Origin of the sequence: Bradyrhizobium sp. 160 (assembly GCF_023073735.1) — a bacterium.
Lineage (GTDB): Bacteria > Pseudomonadota > Alphaproteobacteria > Rhizobiales > Xanthobacteraceae > Bradyrhizobium.
Genome location: NZ_JADPKD010000075.1, coordinates 33,137 through 52,663, shown reverse-complemented (window position 1 = coordinate 52,663; position 19,527 = coordinate 33,137). Strand labels below are relative to the sequence as shown.

17 protein-coding genes are annotated in these 19,527 nt (G+C 65.9%); 14 read left to right on the top strand and 3 right to left on the bottom strand.

The genetic code is table 11. The features are described 5' to 3' along the window. Positions 1-71 precede the first annotated feature (71 nt). Positions 72-1,352, top strand: a complete 1,281-nt coding sequence (locus IVA98_RS31320; protein ID WP_247275918.1) for a lipoprotein-releasing ABC transporter permease subunit — start codon at positions 72-74, stop codon at positions 1,350-1,352. A 7-nt stretch (positions 1,353-1,359) separates the two neighbouring features. Next, entirely contained in the window at positions 1,360-2,064 is a 705-nt protein-coding gene (locus tag IVA98_RS31315) for an ABC transporter ATP-binding protein (protein WP_247294755.1), read from the top strand. Between the two features lie 90 nt (positions 2,065-2,154). Here the strand turns inward: IVA98_RS31315 and IVA98_RS31310 are convergent, their stop codons facing one another. Next, entirely contained in the window at positions 2,155-3,234 is a 1,080-nt protein-coding gene (locus IVA98_RS31310) for an alcohol dehydrogenase catalytic domain-containing protein (RefSeq protein WP_247337422.1), read from the bottom strand. A 112-nt stretch (positions 3,235-3,346) separates the two neighbouring features. On the opposite strand from IVA98_RS31310, the gene IVA98_RS31305 reads away from it, so the two are divergent. Further along, on the top strand, positions 3,347-4,120 hold the full coding sequence (locus IVA98_RS31305; protein WP_247337424.1) for a helix-turn-helix transcriptional regulator: 774 nt from the start codon (positions 3,347-3,349) through the stop codon (positions 4,118-4,120). 87 nt (positions 4,121-4,207) lie between these two features. Here the strand turns inward: IVA98_RS31305 and IVA98_RS31300 are convergent, their stop codons facing one another. Together IVA98_RS31300 and IVA98_RS31295 are read right to left on the bottom strand one after the other, a co-directional pair. Next, entirely contained in the window at positions 4,208-4,456 is a 249-nt protein-coding gene (locus IVA98_RS31300) for a DUF3551 domain-containing protein (RefSeq protein WP_247335675.1), read from the bottom strand. A gap of 19 nt (positions 4,457-4,475) precedes the next feature. Then, a complete protein-coding gene (locus tag IVA98_RS31295) occupies positions 4,476-4,784 on the bottom strand; it encodes a DUF3551 domain-containing protein (RefSeq protein WP_247335676.1) in 309 nt (102 codons plus the stop codon). Between the two features lie 253 nt (positions 4,785-5,037). On the opposite strand from IVA98_RS31295, the gene IVA98_RS31290 reads away from it, so the two are divergent. From IVA98_RS31290 to dxr, 11 genes are all read left to right on the top strand, one after another. Further along, on the top strand, positions 5,038-5,760 hold the full coding sequence (locus tag IVA98_RS31290) for an outer membrane protein (RefSeq protein ID WP_247275926.1): 723 nt from the start codon (positions 5,038-5,040) through the stop codon (positions 5,758-5,760). A 443-nt stretch (positions 5,761-6,203) separates the two neighbouring features. After that, complete coding sequence (dnaE, locus tag IVA98_RS31285) at positions 6,204-9,707, top strand: DNA polymerase III subunit alpha (RefSeq protein ID WP_247356216.1); 3,504 nt, start codon at positions 6,204-6,206, stop codon at positions 9,705-9,707. A 197-nt stretch (positions 9,708-9,904) separates the two neighbouring features. Beyond that, positions 9,905-10,336, top strand: coding sequence for a DUF2846 domain-containing protein (locus IVA98_RS31280; protein WP_247335678.1), 432 nt, complete (start codon positions 9,905-9,907; stop codon positions 10,334-10,336). 144 nt (positions 10,337-10,480) lie between these two features. After that, positions 10,481-12,997, top strand: a complete 2,517-nt coding sequence (locus IVA98_RS31275) for a caspase family protein (RefSeq protein ID WP_247356214.1) — start codon at positions 10,481-10,483, stop codon at positions 12,995-12,997. A 210-nt stretch (positions 12,998-13,207) separates the two neighbouring features. Further along, complete coding sequence (locus tag IVA98_RS31270; RefSeq protein WP_247294776.1) at positions 13,208-14,206, top strand: 30S ribosomal protein S2; 999 nt, start codon at positions 13,208-13,210, stop codon at positions 14,204-14,206. Positions 14,207-14,338: 132 nt separating this feature from the next. Then, positions 14,339-15,262, top strand: a complete 924-nt coding sequence (tsf, locus tag IVA98_RS31265; RefSeq protein WP_247294778.1) for a translation elongation factor Ts — start codon at positions 14,339-14,341, stop codon at positions 15,260-15,262. A gap of 60 nt (positions 15,263-15,322) precedes the next feature. After that, on the top strand, positions 15,323-16,039 hold the full coding sequence (gene pyrH, locus IVA98_RS31260; protein ID WP_247275932.1) for a UMP kinase: 717 nt from the start codon (positions 15,323-15,325) through the stop codon (positions 16,037-16,039). 64 nt (positions 16,040-16,103) lie between these two features. After that, positions 16,104-16,667: a ribosome recycling factor gene (gene frr, locus IVA98_RS31255; protein ID WP_247335682.1), complete on the top strand. Its 564-nt coding sequence runs from the start codon at positions 16,104-16,106 to the stop codon at positions 16,665-16,667. A gap of 12 nt (positions 16,668-16,679) precedes the next feature. Continuing rightward, a complete protein-coding gene (locus tag IVA98_RS31250; protein WP_247335683.1) occupies positions 16,680-17,438 on the top strand; it encodes an isoprenyl transferase in 759 nt (252 codons plus the stop codon). After that, positions 17,435-18,277 carry a phosphatidate cytidylyltransferase gene (locus tag IVA98_RS31245; protein WP_247294785.1) on the top strand — a complete coding sequence of 281 codons (843 nt, stop codon included), beginning with the start codon at positions 17,435-17,437 and terminating at the stop codon, positions 18,275-18,277. The genes IVA98_RS31250 and IVA98_RS31245 overlap by 4 nt, the downstream gene beginning before the upstream one ends. A gap of 4 nt (positions 18,278-18,281) precedes the next feature. Beyond that, entirely contained in the window at positions 18,282-19,505 is a 1,224-nt protein-coding gene (gene dxr / locus IVA98_RS31240) for a 1-deoxy-D-xylulose-5-phosphate reductoisomerase (RefSeq protein WP_247294788.1), read from the top strand. Positions 19,506-19,527 lie beyond the last annotated feature (22 nt).

The window sequence follows — 19,527 nt, the reverse complement described above, 5'->3', positions numbered from 1 at the left end:
ATTGTTCATCGCGCGATATTGCGGCCGCCAATCCGGCCACAATTGACCCCGAATCATGGGATTATCGAGCGATGGACGAGACCATGACCGAAACCGTGCAGACCGCGCCTTTTGCGCCATTCGAGTGGATGCTGTCGGGGCGCTATTTGCGAGCGCGCCGCAAGGAGGGATTCATCTCGGTCATCGCCGGGTTCTCCTTTCTCGGCATCATGTTGGGCGTGGCGACGCTGATCATCGTCATGGCCGTCATGAACGGCTTCCGCAAGGAGCTGCTCGACAAGATTCTGGGGCTCAACGGCCATATCCTGGTCCAGCCGCTGGAATCGCCGCTGACCGACTGGAAGGATGTCGCCGACCGCCTCAGCCAGGTCGAGGGCATCCGGCTCGCTGCTCCCGTGGTGGATGGCCAGGCGTTGGCGTCATCGCCATGGAACGCTTCGGGCGTCCTGGTGCGCGGCATCCGCTCCGACGACCTCAACAATCTCACCTCGATCGCCAAGAACATCAAGCAGGGCTCGCTCGAGGGCTTTGACGAGGGGCAGGGCGTCGCGATCGGCCGCCGGCTCGCCGACCAGCTGTCGCTGCATGCCGGCGACAGCGTGACGCTGGTGGCGCCGAAGGGCGCGGTCACCCCGATGGGCACAACGCCGCGCATCAAGCCGTACAAGATCGTCGCCGTGTTCGAGATCGGCATGTCCGAATACGATCTCGGCTTCGTGTTCATGCCGCTGGCCGAGGCGCAGGCCTACTTCAACCGCAGCAACGACGTCACTTCGATCGAGGTGTTCACCACCAACCCCGACAAGATCGACGCCTTCCGCAAGGCCGTGACGGAGGCTGCGGGCCGCCCGGTGTTCCTGGTCGACTGGCGCCAGCGCAACTCGACCTTCTTCAACGCGCTCCAAGTCGAGCGCAACGTGATGTTCCTGATCCTGACCATGATCGTGCTGGTTGCCGCCCTCAACATCGTCTCCGGCCTGATCATGCTGGTGAAGGACAAGGGCAGCGACATCGCGATCCTGCGCACCATGGGTGCCTCGCAGGGCTCGATCATGCGCATCTTTCTGATCACGGGCGCCTCGATCGGCGTGGTCGGCACGCTGGTCGGTTTCTTCGTCGGTCTCGTGATCTGCCTCAACATCGAGTCCATCAGACAATTCCTGTCCTGGCTCACCAGCACCGAGCTGTTCTCGCCTGAACTCTATTTCCTGTCGAAGCTGCCCGCCGAGATCGACGTCGGCGAAACCACGGCGGTCGTCGTCATGGCGCTGACGCTGTCGTTCCTGGCGACGCTGTACCCGTCGTGGCGCGCCGCGCGCCTCGATCCGGTCGAAGCGCTCCGGTACGAGTGAGGGGCTGATGGAGCAGCAGCATGGGGCGGATGATGTACCGGTCATTTATCTGCACGAGATAAAGCGGCAGTACGTGCAGGGCGAGATGCCGCTGACGATCCTCGACGGCGCCAAGCTGGCGTTGTGGCGCGGGCAGTCGGTCGCGTTGGTGGCGCCGTCGGGGTCCGGTAAGTCGACACTGCTGCACATTGCGGGGCTGCTCGAGGCGCCGGATTCCGGTGAGGTCTATGTCTCGGGCGCGCCGACCTCGCAGCTGCCCGACATCGAGCGCACCCAGCTGCGCCGCACCGATATCGGTTTCGTCTACCAGTCGCACCGGCTGCTGCCGGAGTTCTCGGCGCTGGAGAACGTGATGCTGCCGCAGATGATCCGCGGCCTGAAGAAATCCGAGAGCGTCAAGCGCGCCAAGGAGATCCTGGGCTATCTCGGCCTCGGCGACCGCATCACCCATCGTCCGGCGGAATTGTCGGGCGGCGAGCAGCAGCGCGTCGCGATCGCACGTGCGGTTGCCAACGCGCCGCGCGTGCTGTTTGCGGACGAGCCGACCGGCAATCTCGACCCCGGTACCGCCGAGCACGTGTTCCAGGCCTTGATGCAGCTGGTCAAGGCGACGCAGGTGTCGATGCTGATCGCGACCCACAACATGGAGCTCGCCGGGCGCATGGACCGGCGCGTCTCGCTGTCGAACGGCCAGGTGGTCGAGCTCGACTAAAATGCGAAAACAACCCCATGCACAGTAGCCAAGTGCTTGGCCGGACTTGCGAAAAGAATCGGCGACGGCGCTCGGCCGCGCCCCTGGGGCTCAAGGCCGGATCACCGTCAGTTTGAACGGCGCGCCATTGGCGGCGGCGTGTTCCACGGCTCCGTTGGCGTGGTCGAGATCGAACGCCGTCACCTCGTATTCGTCGAGCCTGAGCAGCCCGGCGCGCACCAGCGCGATCAGGCGGGTTGCTGCGTCCGGCGGGTACATCCAAACGCCGTGGATGCTGATGCAGTTGCGCATGATCCATGGGTAGGGCAGCTCGAGCCCTGCACCGCCCGCCATGCCGACGCCGCCCATGAGCACGACGCGGCCATACGGGCGCACCGTCATGACCGCCGCGCGCACCACATTGGTGCTGACCGAGGGCGGCATGATGTCGAGCACGCAGTCGATCGGACCTGATGCCGCGTGCTTCATGCTCTCGCGGTCGTCGTCCTCAACGCCGGCGAGCTTGACCGGCTTCACGCGGCTGCCGAAGCGGCGGACGAGGTCGGCCAGGGTTGTTTCGTTGCGGCCGGGCGCGACCACGCAGGCCGCGCCCATTGCCAGCGCGACCGAGACGGCCGCGCTGCCGAAATTGCCGGTGGCCCCGCTCACCAGCACGGTCTCGCCTGGTCGCAGGTTCGCGGCGAGGAAGCCGCCATAGGGCACGAGCAGTGTCCCAAGGGCGCACCATTGCGCCGCTGCCTCCGGTGTGATCGCGCCGAGACGTGTGACGTTCTCGGTGGGCACCCGCATCTGCTCGGCAAACGAGCCGTGGCGAAAATGCTGTTGCAGGCGCATGCCGCCAGGGCCGGCGGCCGTGAGCCCTTGCAGGGCAATGTCGGGCGCAACGGCATCGTCGCGCGAACGCACCGTCGGATCGCAGAACACCCAGTCGCCGATCGCAAGCCTGGTTGCGTCCGGGCCGACCGCGCGCACCCGGCCGATGCCGCCGGGGCCGGGGATCATCGGCAGTTCGAGCGCATAATTGCGTGTCCCGTCGAAGACCTCGTTCATGTAGGACAGCACGCGCGTGGCAACGACATCGACGATGACCTCGCCGGTTCCGAGCACCGGTTCGGGGGCATTCTCGATCACCAGTGGCGAGCCGAAGGATTTGAGTACGGCAGCTTTCACGATGTTTCACCTCTCAAGGTCGGGTGAAGCGCATATGCGCTGCCTTGGAGGGGACAAGAAGGCCTGGTATTATCCTAGTATTGCAAGGACCCTCCATGGCGGGAACGACATCATGGCCGACCCACGCCGCGTCGAATTCGGCGACTTCCTCAGGTCCCGCCGCGAAAAGCTGTCACCGAAGGCAGTAGGCCTTCCGGCGGGCCGGCGGCGGCGCACCGCGGGGCTGCGGCGTGAGGAGGTCGCGCAGCTCGCCGGCATCGGTGTCGACTGGTACATCCGCCTCGAACAGGGCCGCACCGTCAGCCCCTCGATCACCACCGTCGATGCGCTCGCCCGCGCGCTGCGTCTCAGCAAGACCGAGCATGCGCATCTGAAGGCGCTGGCGCGCGACGGCGCGAGGGCTGCCTTCGTGCCCGAGATCGTGCCGCCGCCGATCCGGCGGATGATCGACAGCTTGACCCAGCCCGCCTATGTCACTGGGCGGCGCTGGGACGTGCTGGCCTGGAACGCGGCGGCCGAGGAGATCTTTGGGTTCGGCCAGCTGCCGGAGCAGGATCGCAATACGTTGCTCCTGGTGTTGACGAACAAGCAGACGCGAAAATTCTACGGCGCGAGCTGGACCGACGTGGCCAAGAGCATGGTCGCAATGTTTCGCGCCACCCACGACGTCTGGGCCGGCGATCCCGCCTTCACCGAGCTGCTCACGCGGCTGCGTCAGGGCAGTCCGGAATTCGTCGATTGGTGGGAGGCGCACGAGATCCGGAGCACCGCCTCGGGCCTGAAGACCATGAACCATCCGACCAAGGGCGTGCTCCGGTTCGAGCACACGAGTTTTCAGGCCAACGACGATCCCGCGCTGAAGCTCGTGATCTATACGCCGGTGTAGGGCGGGATCCGCAAGCCAAATGCGTGTACGCGCATCCGCAACACGCCCTGGCAAAGCTGAGAGACGCCAGACCATACGATCGCTGGATTAGCCGGCGCCAGCGGCGGCGCGGCTCGGTCGGCGAGGGGACGCCGATTTCTTTGGCGGGAAATACGGATTCACGACACAGCCCGTCGAACGTCCGACGGCGAGATATCTGCACTGCTCGAGCGAACTGTAGCGACAATCGAAATAGCCGACGGGGCCGTAGATCTGCATGCAGACCGGATAGCGCGGATCGTAGGTCTGCGCGTGCGCAAGAGTGCTCGTAAGGAGCAATCCGATTGCGACGAGCATGGTCCACGCGCCGCGTATTTCAGCGCGGCAAGGCATAGCCCGGCGTCTGCGCGCGCGGACGATTTTGATACGCGTAGGGATCATCGCTCTGGCCTGCGAAGAACGGATTGGCGATGCAGGTCAGCGCGCGGCCGGATGCGCTCGCCTGACACTGCGCGTAGGTATCGAACCTGCAATTGCTCAGCCCCGGCCATTCGTCGCCGGTGAGGCAGAATGGATGGTGCGTGCCGAAGGCGCGCGCCGGCGAGCTCGCGCTGAGCCCGAGCGCAAATGTGGCGAGCCCGAGCGAAAATGTGGCGACAATGGGGAGAGTAGGCTGGACTCGCATCTGAATTCTCCAATCACGCGAATGTGCCCGCGACGTTGTTACGCGCGCGTGCAGGTTACGTCGTGTAGTCGACATTGGAACTCGTGAAAACACTTGTTTCAAAGGGTTTCCGGTGCGCTGCGCTAAATGTTCATTAATGAAGCGCGGCCCTTTGGCTCTAACTGTTGCGTCGCGGTTACAGCAATTCCGTCGATCGCTGATATGACGACGGCACGGCCCGGGGGCCTACTGAAGAAACTGGAACGGGAATCAAATGAAGAAGAATTTGTTGCTTGCCGCTGTCAGCCTGATTGCGCTCAGCGCGGCTGCGCCGGCGGTGGCTGCTGACCTGGCGGCGCGGCCTTACACCAAGGCTCCGCCGGCGGCGATCGCCGCAGTTTACGACTGGAGCGGCTTCTACATCGGCATCAACGGCGGTGGCGGTTCGGCTCGCACCACCTGGGACTTCGTTGGTGTCGGCCGCGAAGGCTCGCACGATGCGACCGGCGGCACGGTCGGTGGCCAGATCGGCTATCGCTGGCAGTCCGGCCAGTTCGTGTTCGGCGTGGAAGGCCAGGGCAACTGGGCTGACTTCACGGGCGACAACGTCAGCGCGCTGTTCGCCACCCGCAACCGGACCAAGATCGATTCGTTCGGTCTGATCACCGGCCAGGTCGGCTACGCCTGGAACAACGTGCTGCTCTACGTCAAGGGCGGTGCGGCTGTGGTCGGCGACAAGTACGAGATCTATGGCCTCGGCGGTCCCTTGCTCGCCTCATCGAGCGACACCCGCTGGGGTGGTACGGTGGGTGCCGGCCTCGAGTTCGGCTTCGCCCCGAACTGGTCGGTTGGCGTCGAGTACAACCACATCTTCCTGGCCGACAAGGACGTGACGTTCGCTGGCTTCGCTGGCACCGAGCGCATCCGTCAGGACGTCGACATGGGCCTCGTCCGCCTGAACTACAAGTTCGGCGGCCCGATGGTTGCCCGCTACTAAGACAAACCGCTTCGTTCAGGAAGCGTTCGTCGAAAAGCCCCGGCCATGCGCCGGGGCTTTTTTGTTATCAAGTTCAACGAGTTAACCATTCCCTTTCGGAATGATTGAGCTGGCTTGACTCCTGAGAACGAAATGAGAACAATGTTCTTCATACGTTCTAGCAAAAGGAGCGAGACATGTTCAGGGTTTTCGTGGAAGAAGCCGCCGCACTGGCCTCGATCACACTGTTCGTCGGGATGATCGCGATCTGGGCCCAGGTAATTCCGCAGCTCTAAAGGACGCGGTTGGGGAAAAGCGGGACGACGCGGCGGATTGGCCGCTCCGGCGTGGACTCTCGCGGCGCCACGCCGCACCATTGGGAGGCGAGTCGGCCGGGCGAGTGCATGATGCCTTGAGAAGCCGGCGACCGCTCCATCCCCCCTGCAAGAGGCCGTCACGCGACCATGCCGAGCGCCGGATTTGTCCACCTTCACGTTCACTCGGCCTATTCGCTGCTCAAGGGCTCGATCAAGATCGCCAAGCTCGCCGAGCTCGCCAAGAAAGACCACCAGCCGGCCCTGGCGCTGACCGACACCGACAACATGTTCGGTGCGCTGGAGTTCTCCGACAAGATGGCGGGTTCTGGCATTCAGCCGATCGTCGGCTGTGAGCTGGCGGTCGATTTCGGCGACCAGGATCCGAATGCGCGCAACGCGCTGGGGCCGTCGCGCCTGGTGCTGCTGGCGGCGCAGGAGCGCGGTTATCGCAGCCTGATGCGGCTGAACTCGCGGGCGTTCCTGGAGACGCCTGACACGCACGCGCCCCATATCAAGTTCGACTGGCTCCAAGGCGAGACCGAGGGGCTGATCGCGCTCACGGGCGGTCCGGATGGACCTGTATCGCTGGCGCTCGCCACCGGGCAGGCCGAAATTGCGGCGTTGCGCTGCGAGCGTCTCGCCAGCCTGTTCGGCAACCGCCTCTACGTCGAATTGCAGCGCCACAACACCGACAAGGAGCGGCGCATCGAGAGCGGCCTGATCGACATCGCCTATGCCAAGGGCCTGCCGCTGGTCGCGACCAACGAGCCGTATTTCGCCGCGACCGACGATTACGAAGCGCATGACGCGCTGCTGTGCATCGCCGGTGGGCGCCTGATCGCCGAGACCGACCGCGAGCAGCTCACGCCCGATCACCGCTTCAAGACCCGCGCGGAGATGGCGGTGCTGTTCGCCGACATTCCGGAGGCGCTGGCCTCGACGGTGGAGATCGCCGAGCGTTGTTCGTTCCGCCCGATGACACGCAAGCCGATCCTGCCGTTCTTCACCGTCGGCGCCGCATCGAGCTCGGATGCCGCCGCGGTCGAGGCCGCCGAATTGAAGCGGCAGGCGGAGGAGGGGCTCGCCAACCGCCTGCGCGTCCACGGACTGTCGCAAGGCACGACGGAGGAGACATACGCCAAGCGGCTTGCCTTCGAGCTGGACGTCATCACCCGCATGAAATACGCGGGTTACTTCCTGATCGTGTCGGACTTCATCAAATGGGCGAAGTCGCAAGGCATTCCGGTCGGGCCGGGCCGCGGCTCCGGCGCCGGCTCGCTGGTCGCCTGGGCGTTGACCATCACCGATCTTGATCCGATCAGGTTCGGCCTGCTGTTCGAGCGCTTCCTCAATCCCGAGCGCGTCTCGATGCCGGACTTCGACATCGACTTCTGCCAGGACCGTCGCGGCGAGGTGATCCAATACGTGCAGCAGCGCTACGGCCGCGACCAGGTCGCGCAGATCATCACCTTCGGTACGCTGCAGGCGCGGGGCGTGCTGCGCGATGTCGGCCGGGTGCTGCAGATGCCCTACGGGCAGGTCGACAAGCTGACCAAGCTCGTGCCGCAGAATCCGGCCGCGCCGGTGACGCTGGCGGCTGCGATCGAGAGCGAGCCGAAGCTCCAGGCGTTCCGCGACGAAGACCCGGTGGTGGCGCGCGCCTTCGATATCGCCCAGCGCCTCGAAGGCCTGACGCGTCACGCCTCGACCCATGCGGCCGGCATCGTGATCGGCGATCGCCCCTTGAGCGAGCTCGTGCCGCTCTACCGCGATCCCAAATCCGACATGCCGGTGACCCAGTTCAACATGAAGTGGGTCGAGCCGGCGGGCCTCGTCAAATTCGACTTCCTCGGCCTGAAGACGCTGACCGTGCTCGACGTCGCGGTGAAGCTCTTGAAACCGCGCGGCATCCACGTCGATCTGGCCACGCTGCCGATCGACGACGCCGAGAGCTACCAGATGCTGGCGCGCGGCGACGTGGTCGGTGTGTTCCAGGTTGAAAGCCAGGGCATGCGGCGCGCGCTGATCGACATGCGCCCCGACCGTTTCGAGGACATTATCGCGCTGGTGGCGCTCTATCGCCCGGGTCCGATGGCGAACATCCCGACCTATTGCGCGCGCAAGCACGGCGACGAGGAGCCGGAATACCTGCATCCCGTGCTGGAGCCGATCCTCAAAGAGACCTTCGGCGTCATCATCTACCAGGAACAGGTGATGCAGATCGCGCAGGTGATGTCGGGCTATTCGCTCGGAGACGCCGACCTCTTGCGCCGCGCCATGGGCAAGAAGATCCGCGCCGAGATGGAGAAGCAGCGCGAGATCTTCGTCGCGGGCGCGGTGAAGAACGGCGTGCCCAAGGGCCAGGCCGAGACCATCTTCGAGCTGCTCGCCAAATTCGCCGACTACGGCTTCAACAAGAGCCACGCGGCGGCCTATGCGCTGGTGTCCTATCACACCGCCTACATGAAGGCGCATTATCCGGTGGAGTTCATCGCGGCGTCGATGACGCTCGATCTCAACAACACCGACAAGCTCTCCGAATTCCGCTCCGAGGCGCAGCGACTCGGCATCAAGGTCGAGCCGCCGAACATCAATCGCTCGGGGGCGACCTTCGAGGTCGGCGAGAAGACGATCTATTACGCGCTCGCCGCGCTCAAGGGCGTCGGCATTCAGGCGATCGATCAGATCATTGCGGAGCGGACCAAGAACGGCCTGTTCACCTCGCTCGCCGATTTTGCCGCGCGGGTGTCGCCGCGCGCGATCAACAAGCGCATCATCGAGAGTCTTGCCGCCGCCGGGGCCTTCGACACGCTGGAGCCGAACCGGGCGCGCGTCTTCGCCGGCGCGGACGCGATTCTGGCCGCCTGCCAGCGCGCGCATGAAGCCGCGACGATTGGCCAGAACGACATGTTCGGCGGCTCGGCTGATGCGCCCAGCATCATGCTGCCGCAGGTCGAGCCCTGGCTGCCGGCCGAGCGGCTGCGGCGTGAATACGACGCGATCGGCTTCTTCCTGTCCGGACATCCGCTCGACGATTACGCCACCGTGCTGAAGCGCCTGCGGGTGCAGAGCTGGGCGGAGTTCTCGCGCGCGGTAAAGACCGGCGCGACTGCCGGCAAGGTCGCGGCCACCGTGGTCTCACGCATGGAGCGGCGCACCAAGACCGGCAACAAAATGGGCATCATGGGCCTGTCCGATCCGACCGGCCATTTCGAGGCCGTGCTGTTCTCCGAAGGCCTTGCGCAATATCGCGACGTGCTGGAGCCGGGCGCCGCCGTGCTGCTCCAGCTCGGCGCCGAGCTCCAGGGCGAGGACGTCCGCGCCCGCGTGCTGCATGCCGAGCCGCTGGATGATGCCGCCGCCAAGACGCAGAAGGGCCTGCGCATCTTCGTGCGCGACACCAAGCCGCTGGAATCGATCGCCAAGCGTCTCGCCGGGCCAGAGATGGCGCCCGCGAACGGTGCCGCGCCAAAGATCGGCAGTCCCGGCACCGCACCGCGCTCCAACGGCGACGGCGAGGTCTCGCTGGTGATGATGCTCGACCTGGAGACCGAGGTGGAGATGAAGCTGCCCGGCCGCTTCAAGGTCTCGCCGCAGATCGCCGGCGCGATCAAGGCGGTCGCGGGCGTCGTGGACGTGCAGCAGCTCTGACTTTTCCGGCACCAATTGCATTGGAGCGGCACAGGACAACCATGCTGACTGTGTTGCAATCAAAAGCTGTATTGCGCTAGCCTCACGCCCGGGTAGGCGGGGGCGTCGATGGTTTTGCGTGGGTTTTGCTGCTCATTGCGGCGGCTATGCTATGTGGCTGTCAAACAGAGCGGAGCGGGCTGGATTACGCGACCGCGATGCAGAAGATTGGAGCGCCGAAGGCGGGGCAGGCGCGCATCGTGGTGTTCCGCGAGAAGGGTTTCGGTGGCGTAGCCGACGCGGGCTGGGAGTTTGCGTTGGATGGTGCGGTGCTCAAGGGACTGAAGACCGGCACCTACCTCTACGTCGATCGGCCGGCCGGCCAGCATCAGTTTTTCGCGGCAGAGCCCGGTTTTCCCGGCGAGACGCGTCAGGACATCTCGGTCCAATCCGGCCGAACCTATTTCTATCTGGCCCGAAACAGCGACCGCAAGAACGCCGTGATCGCGAATGCCAGCACCGGATTGCTGGGATACGGCCTCACCCTGGCGATGACTTCGGCCTACAAGAATCCGGGCCCGGTGGATTTCTCGCCGGTTGATGAGGCGGCCGCGAGGACGACCGTCGCGGAGCTCCGGCTGGCGGAGTAGTGCGCTTTCATACTTTCAAGTGAGGCGGGCTTGCCGAACAGACGTTGGCTAGGGCCATCGGCTGCCGCAATCCGTTCAAATTCCGTTCAGGCTGCCACGGGCCTAGTGTACGGTAGGGACTTCAACAACAGCGGCGGACAAGCCATGCGTGGGACAAACCGAGTTTTTATTTTTGCCTTGCTGGCAATGCTGTTGCTTGCGGCCGCTAACATCGCGAGCCCCGCAAACGCGCAGCAGCAGGAGAAGCGCATCGCGCTCGTGGTCGGCAATGGCGCTTATGCCAAGTCGCCGCTGGCCACGACTGCGAACGATGCCGGCCTGATCGCGCAGACGCTGCAGGCCGCGGGCTTCGACGTCGTCGGCGCGCGCGATCTCGACGGCGACACGTTGCGCAAGAGCCTTCGCGATTTCATTCAGAAGGCGCAGGCCTCAGGCCCTGGCACCGTCGCGATGATCTATTTCGCAGGCTATGGCGTACAGCTTGGCGGCGAGAACTATTTCATCCCGGTCGATTCCAACATCACCCGCGACACCGATATTCCGACCGAGGCCCTGCGCGTCAGCGACTATATCCGCCAGCTCGCCGCCATTCCGCTCAAGGCGAGCATCGTCGTGCTCGATGCGGCCCGCGCGCAGCCCTTCATCGAGGGCGGCCAGCCGATCGCGAGTGGCCTTGCGCTGGTCGAGCCCGAGGCGAACATGCTGATCGCCTTCAATGCGGCGCCCGGCACGGTAGCGCCGGAGGAGGCGGGGCCCTACGGCATCTATGCGCAGTCGCTCGCCGAAATGATCCGCACCGGCGGCCTGCTGCTGCCCGAGGTATTCGACCGCGTCCGCCTGCGCGTCAACGAGGCCTCCAAGGGTGCGCAGGTGCCCTGGAACGAGCAGAAGATCACCACCCAGTTTTCCTTCTTCGAGCGGGCGCCGGACGCGCCGCCGCCGGAGGCCTCGCCCGACCAAGTCGCCGCGATCCGGAGCAAGCCGATCCGCGATCTCGGCGTGCAGGATGCCTACGCCGCCGCGCTCGAGCGCGACACGCTGGCGGCCTATGAGGAATTCCTCGCCGCCTTTCCCAATGATCCGCTGTCCAAGCGAGTCATGGCGATCGTCGCGGCGCGCCGCGAGGCGATCACCTGGCGGCGGACCTATCGGACCGACACGCCGGAGGCGTATTGGTCCTATCTGCGCCGTTATCCGCGCGGGCCGCATGCGGCCGATGCGCGCCGACGCCTTGCGATCCTCACCGCACCGCCCGAGCCGCCGCCGAGCTTTGCGATGATCGACTACGACGTGCCGCCACCGCCGCCGGAGGAGGTGGTCTATGTCGACCGCTCCGTGCTGTATTTCAGCGATCCCGATTTCGGCTTCGCGCCGCCACCACCGCCGCCGGTCTACTATTTGCCGCCGCCGCCGCCGGATTTCGTCGTGCTGCCGCCGCCGCTGCCCGTGGTCGGCCTGTTCGTGCTGCCGCAGCCGGTGTTCGTCCCAATCCCGGTGTTCGTCCGGCCGCCGGCCTATGTCGCGCCGCCGCCGAACAACATCATCTATGCGAACATTCATAATACGACGGTCATCAACACCGTGATCAACCGGCCGCCAGCGCCGCCGACCGGGGCAGCGCCCGCGCTGGGCAATCTGGCACCAGCCGTCGCCGGACGCGCCAACCCGGCAGGTCCAGCGGTGCCGCAGGCCGTCATCCAGCGCGCCGCCCTGATCCAGCAGGGCAAGGCGCCGATGCCGCCGAGTGCGACCATCCAGCCGACGGCGCGACCGGGGATCTCGGCACCGGCTCCTGCTCCCGCCAATGTCACTCCTGGTGCGAGACCGGGTGCACCCAGTCCGACCGCGACAGCCCCCGCCGGAGGTGCTCCTGCTGCCACGCCGCAAGCGCCGGCTCCGGCCAAGCTGCCGCAGGCCAATACGTTGCCTGCGCCCGGCACCGCTGGCGGACCGCCACCTCCGGGAGCGCCTGGTGCTGCCACGCCCCATGGCAGACCTGCTTCGACCGCGACGGCGCCTGCCGGCAACCCTCCGCCCACGCCGCCGCACGCGGCGACGGCGCCGGCAAACCCGACGGCTCCCGCGGGTCCGATGACCCCGTCAGCGCGGTTATCTAGGCCAGGGGCAACGATGCCGCCTGGAGCGGAGGTGCGCGGCAGGCCAGCCGGTCCGCAGCCGGGCGCAGTGCCGCCGGCTGCAGCCGCCGGTGGTAAGCCGGCGGTCCCAAGCACGGCCAAGCCGGCGGCGCCTCCACCGGCGCCAGTGGCGGCGCGAGAGCCATCCAGGGTTCAGGATCATCGACCGGCGCCGCCGCCGCAGGCGTCCAAGCCCGTTGCGCCGCAGCACCCCCAAGCTGTGGCGAGACCGACGCCACCGCCGCCGCCCCGTGTCGCGCCACCTTCGCCGCCGCGGGCCGCCCCTCCGCCCGTGGCCGTAGCTCGACCGGCGCCGTCGCCGCCCGTGGCCCGGCCCGCGCCGCCTCCGCCTGCGATGGCGCGACCGGCGCCACCTCCTCCGATCGCACGGCCTGCGCCGCCGCCACCCCCAGTCGCACGGCCGGCACCACCTCCCATGGCCGCCGCGCCGCCGCGCCCGGCGCCTCCACCGCGACCGGCCGGCCCGCCACCGAAGACCTGTCCGCCCGGCCAGCCGAAGTGCTAGGGATCTGAAAAGGGGGCGCCAGGAAGCGACTGAAGCTTTCGGGCGCCCTGGAGGACCCGCCTTATTTCCTTGCTTCTGGCCGAAATGGCGCTATATAGCGCGCCATCTCACACGGAAACATGGCTCACAAGGCCGTCCGGTGGCAACCGGGGCGAGAACGCTCCGTTTTGCTCACACGTTTCCGGAGGAACCAACCGGAGAATTAGAACGATGGCGCTACCCGATTTCACCATGCGTCAGCTGCTCGAAGCTGGCGTGCACTTTGGTCACCAGTCTCACCGCTGGAATCCGAAAATGGCTCCGTTCATTTTCGGCACCCGCAACAACATCCACATCGTCGACCTCGCCCAGACCGTGCCGATGCTGCATCAGGCCCTCCAGGCCGTCAGCGACACGGTTGCCAAGGGCGGCCGCATCCTGTTCGTCGGCACCAAGCGCCAGGCGCAGGACGGCGTTGCGGACGCGGCCAAGCGCTGCGCGCAATATTTCGTCAATTCGCGCTGGCTCGGCGGCACGCTGACCAACTGGAAGACGATCTCGGCCTCGATCAAGCGCCTGCGTCACCTCGATGACGTGCTGTCGGGCGGCGAAGCCAATTCCTACACGAAGAAGGAGCGCCTGACGCTGCAGCGTGAGCGCGACAAGCTCGACCGTTCGCTCGGCGGCATCAAGGACATGGGCGGCCTGCCCGACCTGATCTTCGTGATCGACACCAACAAGGAAGACATCGCGATCCAGGAAGCACAGCGGCTCAACATCCCGGTCGCGGCGATCGTCGACACCAATTCGGATCCCAAGGGCATCACCTATGTGGTGCCGGGCAATGACGATGCCGGCCGCGCGATCTCGCTGTATTGCGACCTGGTTGCGCGTGCCGCGATCGACGGCATCTCGCGCGCTCAGGGCGATTCGGGCATCGATATCGGCGCCTCGGCCCAGCCGGTCGTCGCCGAAGAGCTGCCGGCCGCTTCCTCGAGCGGCTTCCAGGGCCTTGCGGGTCCCCGGGGCACCGCCGACGACCTCAAGAAACTCCCGGGCGTGTCGGGTGCGATCGAGAAGAAGTTCAACGATCTCGGCATCTTCCACTATTGGCAGCTCGCCGAGCTCGACCACGACACCGCGCACAGGATCGGGGAAGAAGTCGGTCTGCCGAGCCGCGCGGATGCCTGGGTGGCCAAGGCCAAGGCGCTGACCGCGGAAGCGGAATAGTCAAAAAGAGCGATGGGTTGGCCGGATAGGGTCCGGCCACCATTTCAGTGACGCGAATTCCTGAGATGGACCGCGGCGGGGCGCCTCGATGCCGCGCCGCGGCGAACCGGCAGGCACAAAGGATTTTCAACGATGGCAACGATCACAGCTGCGATGGTCAAGGACCTGCGCGAGTCGACCGGCGCGGGCATGATGGACTGCAAGGCCGCGCTCACCGAAAACGACGGCAATATGGAAGCGGCGCAGGACTGGCTGCGCAAGAAGGGCCTGTCGAAGGCCGCCAAGAAGTCGGGCCGCGTCGCGGCCGAGGGGCTCATCGGCGCGCTCACCAAGGGCGCCAAGGGCGTCGTGGTCGAGGTCAACTCCGAGACCGATTTCGTGGCGCGCAACGGCCAGTTCCAGGGGCTGGTCAAGATGATCGCCCAGGTCGCGTTCGACGTCGGTGCTGATGTCGAAAAGATCAAGGCCGCCAAGGTCGGCGACGTCACGATTGAGACCGCGATCAATGACGCGATCGCCACCATCGGCGAGAACATGACGCTGCGCCGCGCCGCCCAGCTCGAAGTCAGCCAGGGCGTGGTGTCGAGCTACGTCCATGGGGCCGTCGTCGATGGCGCCGGCAAGATGGGGGTGATCGTGGCGCTGGAATCGCCCGGCAAGGCCGACGAGCTCGCCGCCCTCGGCCGCCAGATCGCGATGCACGTCGCCGCCGCCAACCCGCTGGCGCTCGATCCCACCGGCCTCGATCCGGCGGTTGTCAAGCGCGAAAAGGACGTGCTCGCCGACAAATACCGCCAGCAGGGCAAGCCCGAGAACGTGATCGAGAAGATCGTCGAGTCCGGCCTCAAGACCTACTACAAGGAAGTCTGCCTGCTCGAGCAGGCCTTCATCCACGACACCGGCAAGTCGGTGGCGCAGGCCGTGAAGGAGGCCGAAGGCAAGGTCGGCGGGCCCGTGAAGATCGCGGGCTTTATGCGCTATGCTCTCGGTGAGGGAATCGAGAAGCAGGAAAGCGACTTCGCAGCCGAGGTCGCGGCGGCCAGCGGCAAGAAGTAAGCGCCGGAACGTTCCTTCCGGCGTGCCGCCGGAAGCGGCGCCCGGACGAGGAAAGTGCTCATGACTGATCCGGTCTATCGTCGCGTCGTGATCAAGCTGTCCGGCGAATATCTCGCGGGACAGCAGGGTTTTGGTATCGACCAGGTGACCGTCGACCGGGTCGCGGATGATCTGATCGCCGCCCGCAAGCTTGGCGCCGAAGTGGCGGTCGTGATCGGTGGTGGCAACATCGTGCGTGGGGTCGAGGTGTCGTCCCGCGGCGTGTCGCGCCCGACCGGCGACACCATGGGCATGCTCGCCACCATGATGAACTGCCTCGCGCTGGAAGCGGCGATCGAGCGCAAGGGCACGCCGGCCCGCACGCTGTCGGCCTTCGTCATGCCGGAGATTTCCGAGCTGTTCACCCGCACCGCGGCGCACAAATACCTCGCCGAGGGCCGGATCGTGCTGCTCGGCGGCGGAACCGGCAATCCGTTCTTCACCACCGACACGACCGCGGTGCTACGCGCCGCCGAGATCGGCGCCCAGGCAGTGCTCAAGGCGACCAATGTCGATGGCGTCTACTCAGCCGATCCGAAGAAGGATCCGACCGCCACGCGGTTCGACCGTCTGACGCACTCGCAGGCCATCGAGGGTGGCTACAAGGTGATGGATGCGACCGCCTTCGCGCTTGCCCGCGAGACGTCGCTGCCTATCATCGTATTCTCGATCGCGGAGCCGGGCTCGATCGGTGCGATTCTGCGTGGCACCGGCCACGGAACCATTGTCGCCGGCTGACCGCTCGTCGTCGCGCCCGAGAGAAGGGCGCGGACCGGTCGCCGGGATTTGAAGGAGAAACGTGATGGCCACGGGTAGTTTCGACCTCAACGAAGTGAAGCGCCGCATGCAGGGCGCCGTGCAGGCTCTCAAGCACGAGCTTGGCGGCCTGCGGACGGGGCGCGCCTCGGCCTCGATGCTCGATCCGGTGCAGGTCGATGCCTATGGCACCCACATGCCGCTGAACCAGCTCGCCACCGTCAGCGTGCCGGAGCCGCGCCTGATCTCGGTGCAGGTCTGGGACAAGTCGATGGTCAAGGCCGTGGAGAAGGCGATCGTCGATTCCAATCTCGGCCTGTCGCCCGCGACCGAGGGCCAGGTGCTGCGCCTGCGCATCCCCGAGCTCAACGAGGAGCGGCGCAAGGAGCTGGTGAAGGTCGCGCACAAATACGCGGAAGCCGCCAAGGTCGCCGCGCGCCATGTCCGTCGCGACGGTCTCGACGTGCTCAAGAAGCTCGAAAAGAATCACGAGATGTCTGAGGACGATCAGAAGCGTCACGCCGACGAGGTGCAGAAGGCGACCGACGGCACGATTGCCGAGATCGACCAGCTGCTGGCCGCCAAGGAAAAAGAAATCCTCACCGTTTAAGGCATCGCCTTCATGTCCAACGCCGCCGCGCCCGCAACGGAAGGATCTGACCGGTCCGACGCGCCCGCGCATGTCGCCATCATCATGGATGGCAACGGGCGTTGGGCGGCTGCGCGCGGCTTGCCGCGTGCGGAGGGGCATCGCCGCGGCGTGGACGCGCTGCGCCGCGTGGTGCGCGCCTCGCACGAGCTCGGCATTCGCTATCTCACCATCTTCTCGTTCTCTTCGGAGAACTGGTCGCGCCCGGCGAGCGAAATCGGCGATCTCTTCGGCCTGCTGCGGCGCTTCATCCGCAACGATCTGGCGAGCCTGCATCGCGACGGCGTCAAGGTCCGCATCATCGGTGAGCGCGAAGGGCTCGAGAGCGACATCTGCGCGCTCCTCAACGAGGCGGAGGAGCTGACGCGCGACAACACGCGCCTCACGCTCGTCGTCGCCTTCAACTACGGCTCGCGGCAGGAGATCGCGAAGGCCGCGCAGAAGCTCGCGCGCGAGGTCGCAGAGGGCAGGCGGGATCCGGATACGATCGACGCCGAGACGCTTGGCGCGCATCTCGACGCGCCCGACATTCCCGATCCCGATCTCATCATCCGCACCAGCGGCGAGCAGCGCCTGTCCAACTTCCTGATGTGGCAGGCCGCCTATAGCGAGCTTGTCTTCGTGCCGATCCATTGGCCCGATTTCGACAAGGCAGCGCTGGAAGGCGCGATCGCCGAATTTGCCAGGCGCGAGCGCCGTTTCGGCGGCCTGGTCGCGAAAACCGCCTCGTGAGCGAACCCGACGCCGCACCGGCGGGCTCCGCGCCTGCCTCGAGCAATCTCGTGCTGCGGGTCCTCGCGGCGCTCGTGCTGGCGCCGCTCGCCATTGCGCTCGCCTACGCCGGCGGCTGGCTGTGGGCACTTCTCGTCACCCTGGTATCGATCGGGCTGTTCGCTGAATGGCTGATGGTGGTGGGCGCGGGTTCGGCCGCGCTGACGGGGACGGGGACCATCGTTATCGCCATCATGGGATTCTGCGTTGCCTTCGGCGCGCTCAGGACCGCTGTCATCGCCGGCTTCATCGGCGGCGTGATCGTGCTGCTGATCGCGCGGGGCAAGTTCGTCTGGGCGGCTGCCGGATTTGCCTATGCATCGGCGGCGCTGCTGGCCTCGATCCTGGTGCGGCAGGATCTCGTCAACGGCTTCGCCGCCCTGATGTTCGTGCTGCTCGTGGTGTGGGCGACAGACATCGGCGGCTATTTCGCCGGCCGCAGCATTGGTGGACCGAAGCTATGGCCGCGCGTCAGTCCGAAGAAGACCTGGGCGGGCGCTCTCGGCGGCTTTGTCGCAAGCCTCTTGGTTGCGGCAGGCTTCGCGGCGTGCGGGCTCGGAAAGCTGGCCCCATTGCTACTCGTCAGCGCTGCTCTATCGGTGGTGTCGGCCCTGGGCGATCTGTTCGAATCCGCGGTGAAGCGGCGCTTCGGTGTCAAGGATTCCAGTCACTTAATTCCCGGCCATGGCGGACTTCTGGATCGCCTGGACGGCTTTGTCGCCGCCATCCTGGCGGCATGGATTATCGGCTTTCTCCGCCATGGTGTGCATAGCGCCGGAAGCGGTCTTATGGTTTGGTGAGGATATGAGCGCAGTCCCATTGCGTAACAACAGGCTTGCTGCGTCCGACGTTCGCAGCGTCACGGTTCTCGGCGCCACCGGCTCGATCGGCGACAGCACGATGGATTTGCTTCGCGCCTCGCCCGAGCGCTACCGTGTCGAGGCGCTGACGGCGAACGGCAATGTCGCAGCACTGGCCAAGCTCGCGAAGGAATTTTCCGCGCGCTTCGTCGCGATCGCCGATAGCTCCAAACTCGGCGAGCTCAAGACTGCGCTGGCGGGCACCAGCACCGAATGCGGCGCCGGCGAAAGCGCGGTGATCGAGGCCGGTGCGCGTCCGGCCGACTGGGTGATGGCGGCCGTGAGCGGCGCCGCCGGGCTGAAGCCGGCGCTGGCCGCGGTCGATCGCGGTGCGCATGTCGCGCTCGCCAACAAGGAATGTCTGGTCTGCGCCGGCGATTTCTTCATGCAGCGCGCGGCAAAAGCCGGCGCCTGCATCCTGCCGGCCGATTCCGAACACAATGCGCTATTCCAGGCGTTGAGCTCAGGCAATCGCGACGAGCTCGTCCGCGTCATCATCACCGCCTCGGGCGGCCCGTTCCGGATCTGGAAGCCTGCCGACATCGAGCAGGCGACGCTCGAGCAGGCCCTGAAGCATCCAAATTGGAGCATGGGCCAGAAGATCACGATCGATTCCGCCTCGATGATGAACAAGGGGCTCGAAGTGATCGAGGCGTCCTATCTGTTTGCGCTCGCGCCCGACGAGATCGACGTGCTTGTTCATCCGCAGTCGATCATCCACGGCATGGTCGAGTTTTCCGATTGCTCCGTCGTGGCGCAGCTCGGTGCGCCCGACATGAGGACGCCGATCGCGCATTGCCTGGGCTGGCCCGACCGCATCAAGGGTCCGGCGGCCAAGCTCGATCTGGCCAAGATCGGCGTGCTGACCTTCGAGGCGCCGGATTTCGAGCGGTTCCCAGGTCTGCGCCTGGCCTACGATTCGCTCCGGACCGGGAAGGGAGCGACCACCGTCTACAACGCCGCCAACGAGGTCGCGGTCGCCGCCTTCATTGCCGGCAAGATCCGGTTTGGTGCGATCGCGCGCCTGGTCGAGGCGACGCTGGACGACTGGATACGTAGCGGGAACCAGGCGGCGATGACCTCGGCTGACGACGCAATATCCGTTGACCATGTTGCGCGAAATAGAGCTGCCGCCCTATTGCCTCAAATTGCCTTAAAGGCATCCTAGATGGTTCGGGCCAGGGCCTTGC

Coding starts and splice junctions, on each gene's coding strand:
- IVA98_RS31320 (WP_247275918.1), top strand. CDS start 72: ATGGACGAGACCATGACCGAAACCGTGCAGACCGCGCCTTTTGCGCCA.
- IVA98_RS31315 (WP_247294755.1), top strand. CDS start 1,360: ATGGAGCAGCAGCATGGGGCGGATGATGTACCGGTCATTTATCTGCAC.
- IVA98_RS31305 (WP_247337424.1), top strand. CDS start 3,347: ATGGCCGACCCACGCCGCGTCGAATTCGGCGACTTCCTCAGGTCCCGC.
- IVA98_RS31300 (WP_247335675.1), bottom strand. CDS start 4,456: ATGCTCGTCGCAATCGGATTGCTCCTTACGAGCACTCTTGCGCACGCG.
- IVA98_RS31295 (WP_247335676.1), bottom strand. CDS start 4,784: ATGCGAGTCCAGCCTACTCTCCCCATTGTCGCCACATTTTCGCTCGGG.
- IVA98_RS31290 (WP_247275926.1), top strand. CDS start 5,038: ATGAAGAAGAATTTGTTGCTTGCCGCTGTCAGCCTGATTGCGCTCAGC.
- dnaE (WP_247356216.1), top strand. CDS start 6,204: ATGCCGAGCGCCGGATTTGTCCACCTTCACGTTCACTCGGCCTATTCG.
- IVA98_RS31280 (WP_247335678.1), top strand. CDS start 9,905: ATGCAGAAGATTGGAGCGCCGAAGGCGGGGCAGGCGCGCATCGTGGTG.
- IVA98_RS31275 (WP_247356214.1), top strand. CDS start 10,481: ATGCGTGGGACAAACCGAGTTTTTATTTTTGCCTTGCTGGCAATGCTG.
- IVA98_RS31270 (WP_247294776.1), top strand. CDS start 13,208: ATGGCGCTACCCGATTTCACCATGCGTCAGCTGCTCGAAGCTGGCGTG.
- tsf (WP_247294778.1), top strand. CDS start 14,339: ATGGCAACGATCACAGCTGCGATGGTCAAGGACCTGCGCGAGTCGACC.
- pyrH (WP_247275932.1), top strand. CDS start 15,323: ATGACTGATCCGGTCTATCGTCGCGTCGTGATCAAGCTGTCCGGCGAA.
- frr (WP_247335682.1), top strand. CDS start 16,104: ATGGCCACGGGTAGTTTCGACCTCAACGAAGTGAAGCGCCGCATGCAG.
- IVA98_RS31250 (WP_247335683.1), top strand. CDS start 16,680: ATGTCCAACGCCGCCGCGCCCGCAACGGAAGGATCTGACCGGTCCGAC.
- dxr (WP_247294788.1), top strand. CDS start 18,282: ATGAGCGCAGTCCCATTGCGTAACAACAGGCTTGCTGCGTCCGACGTT.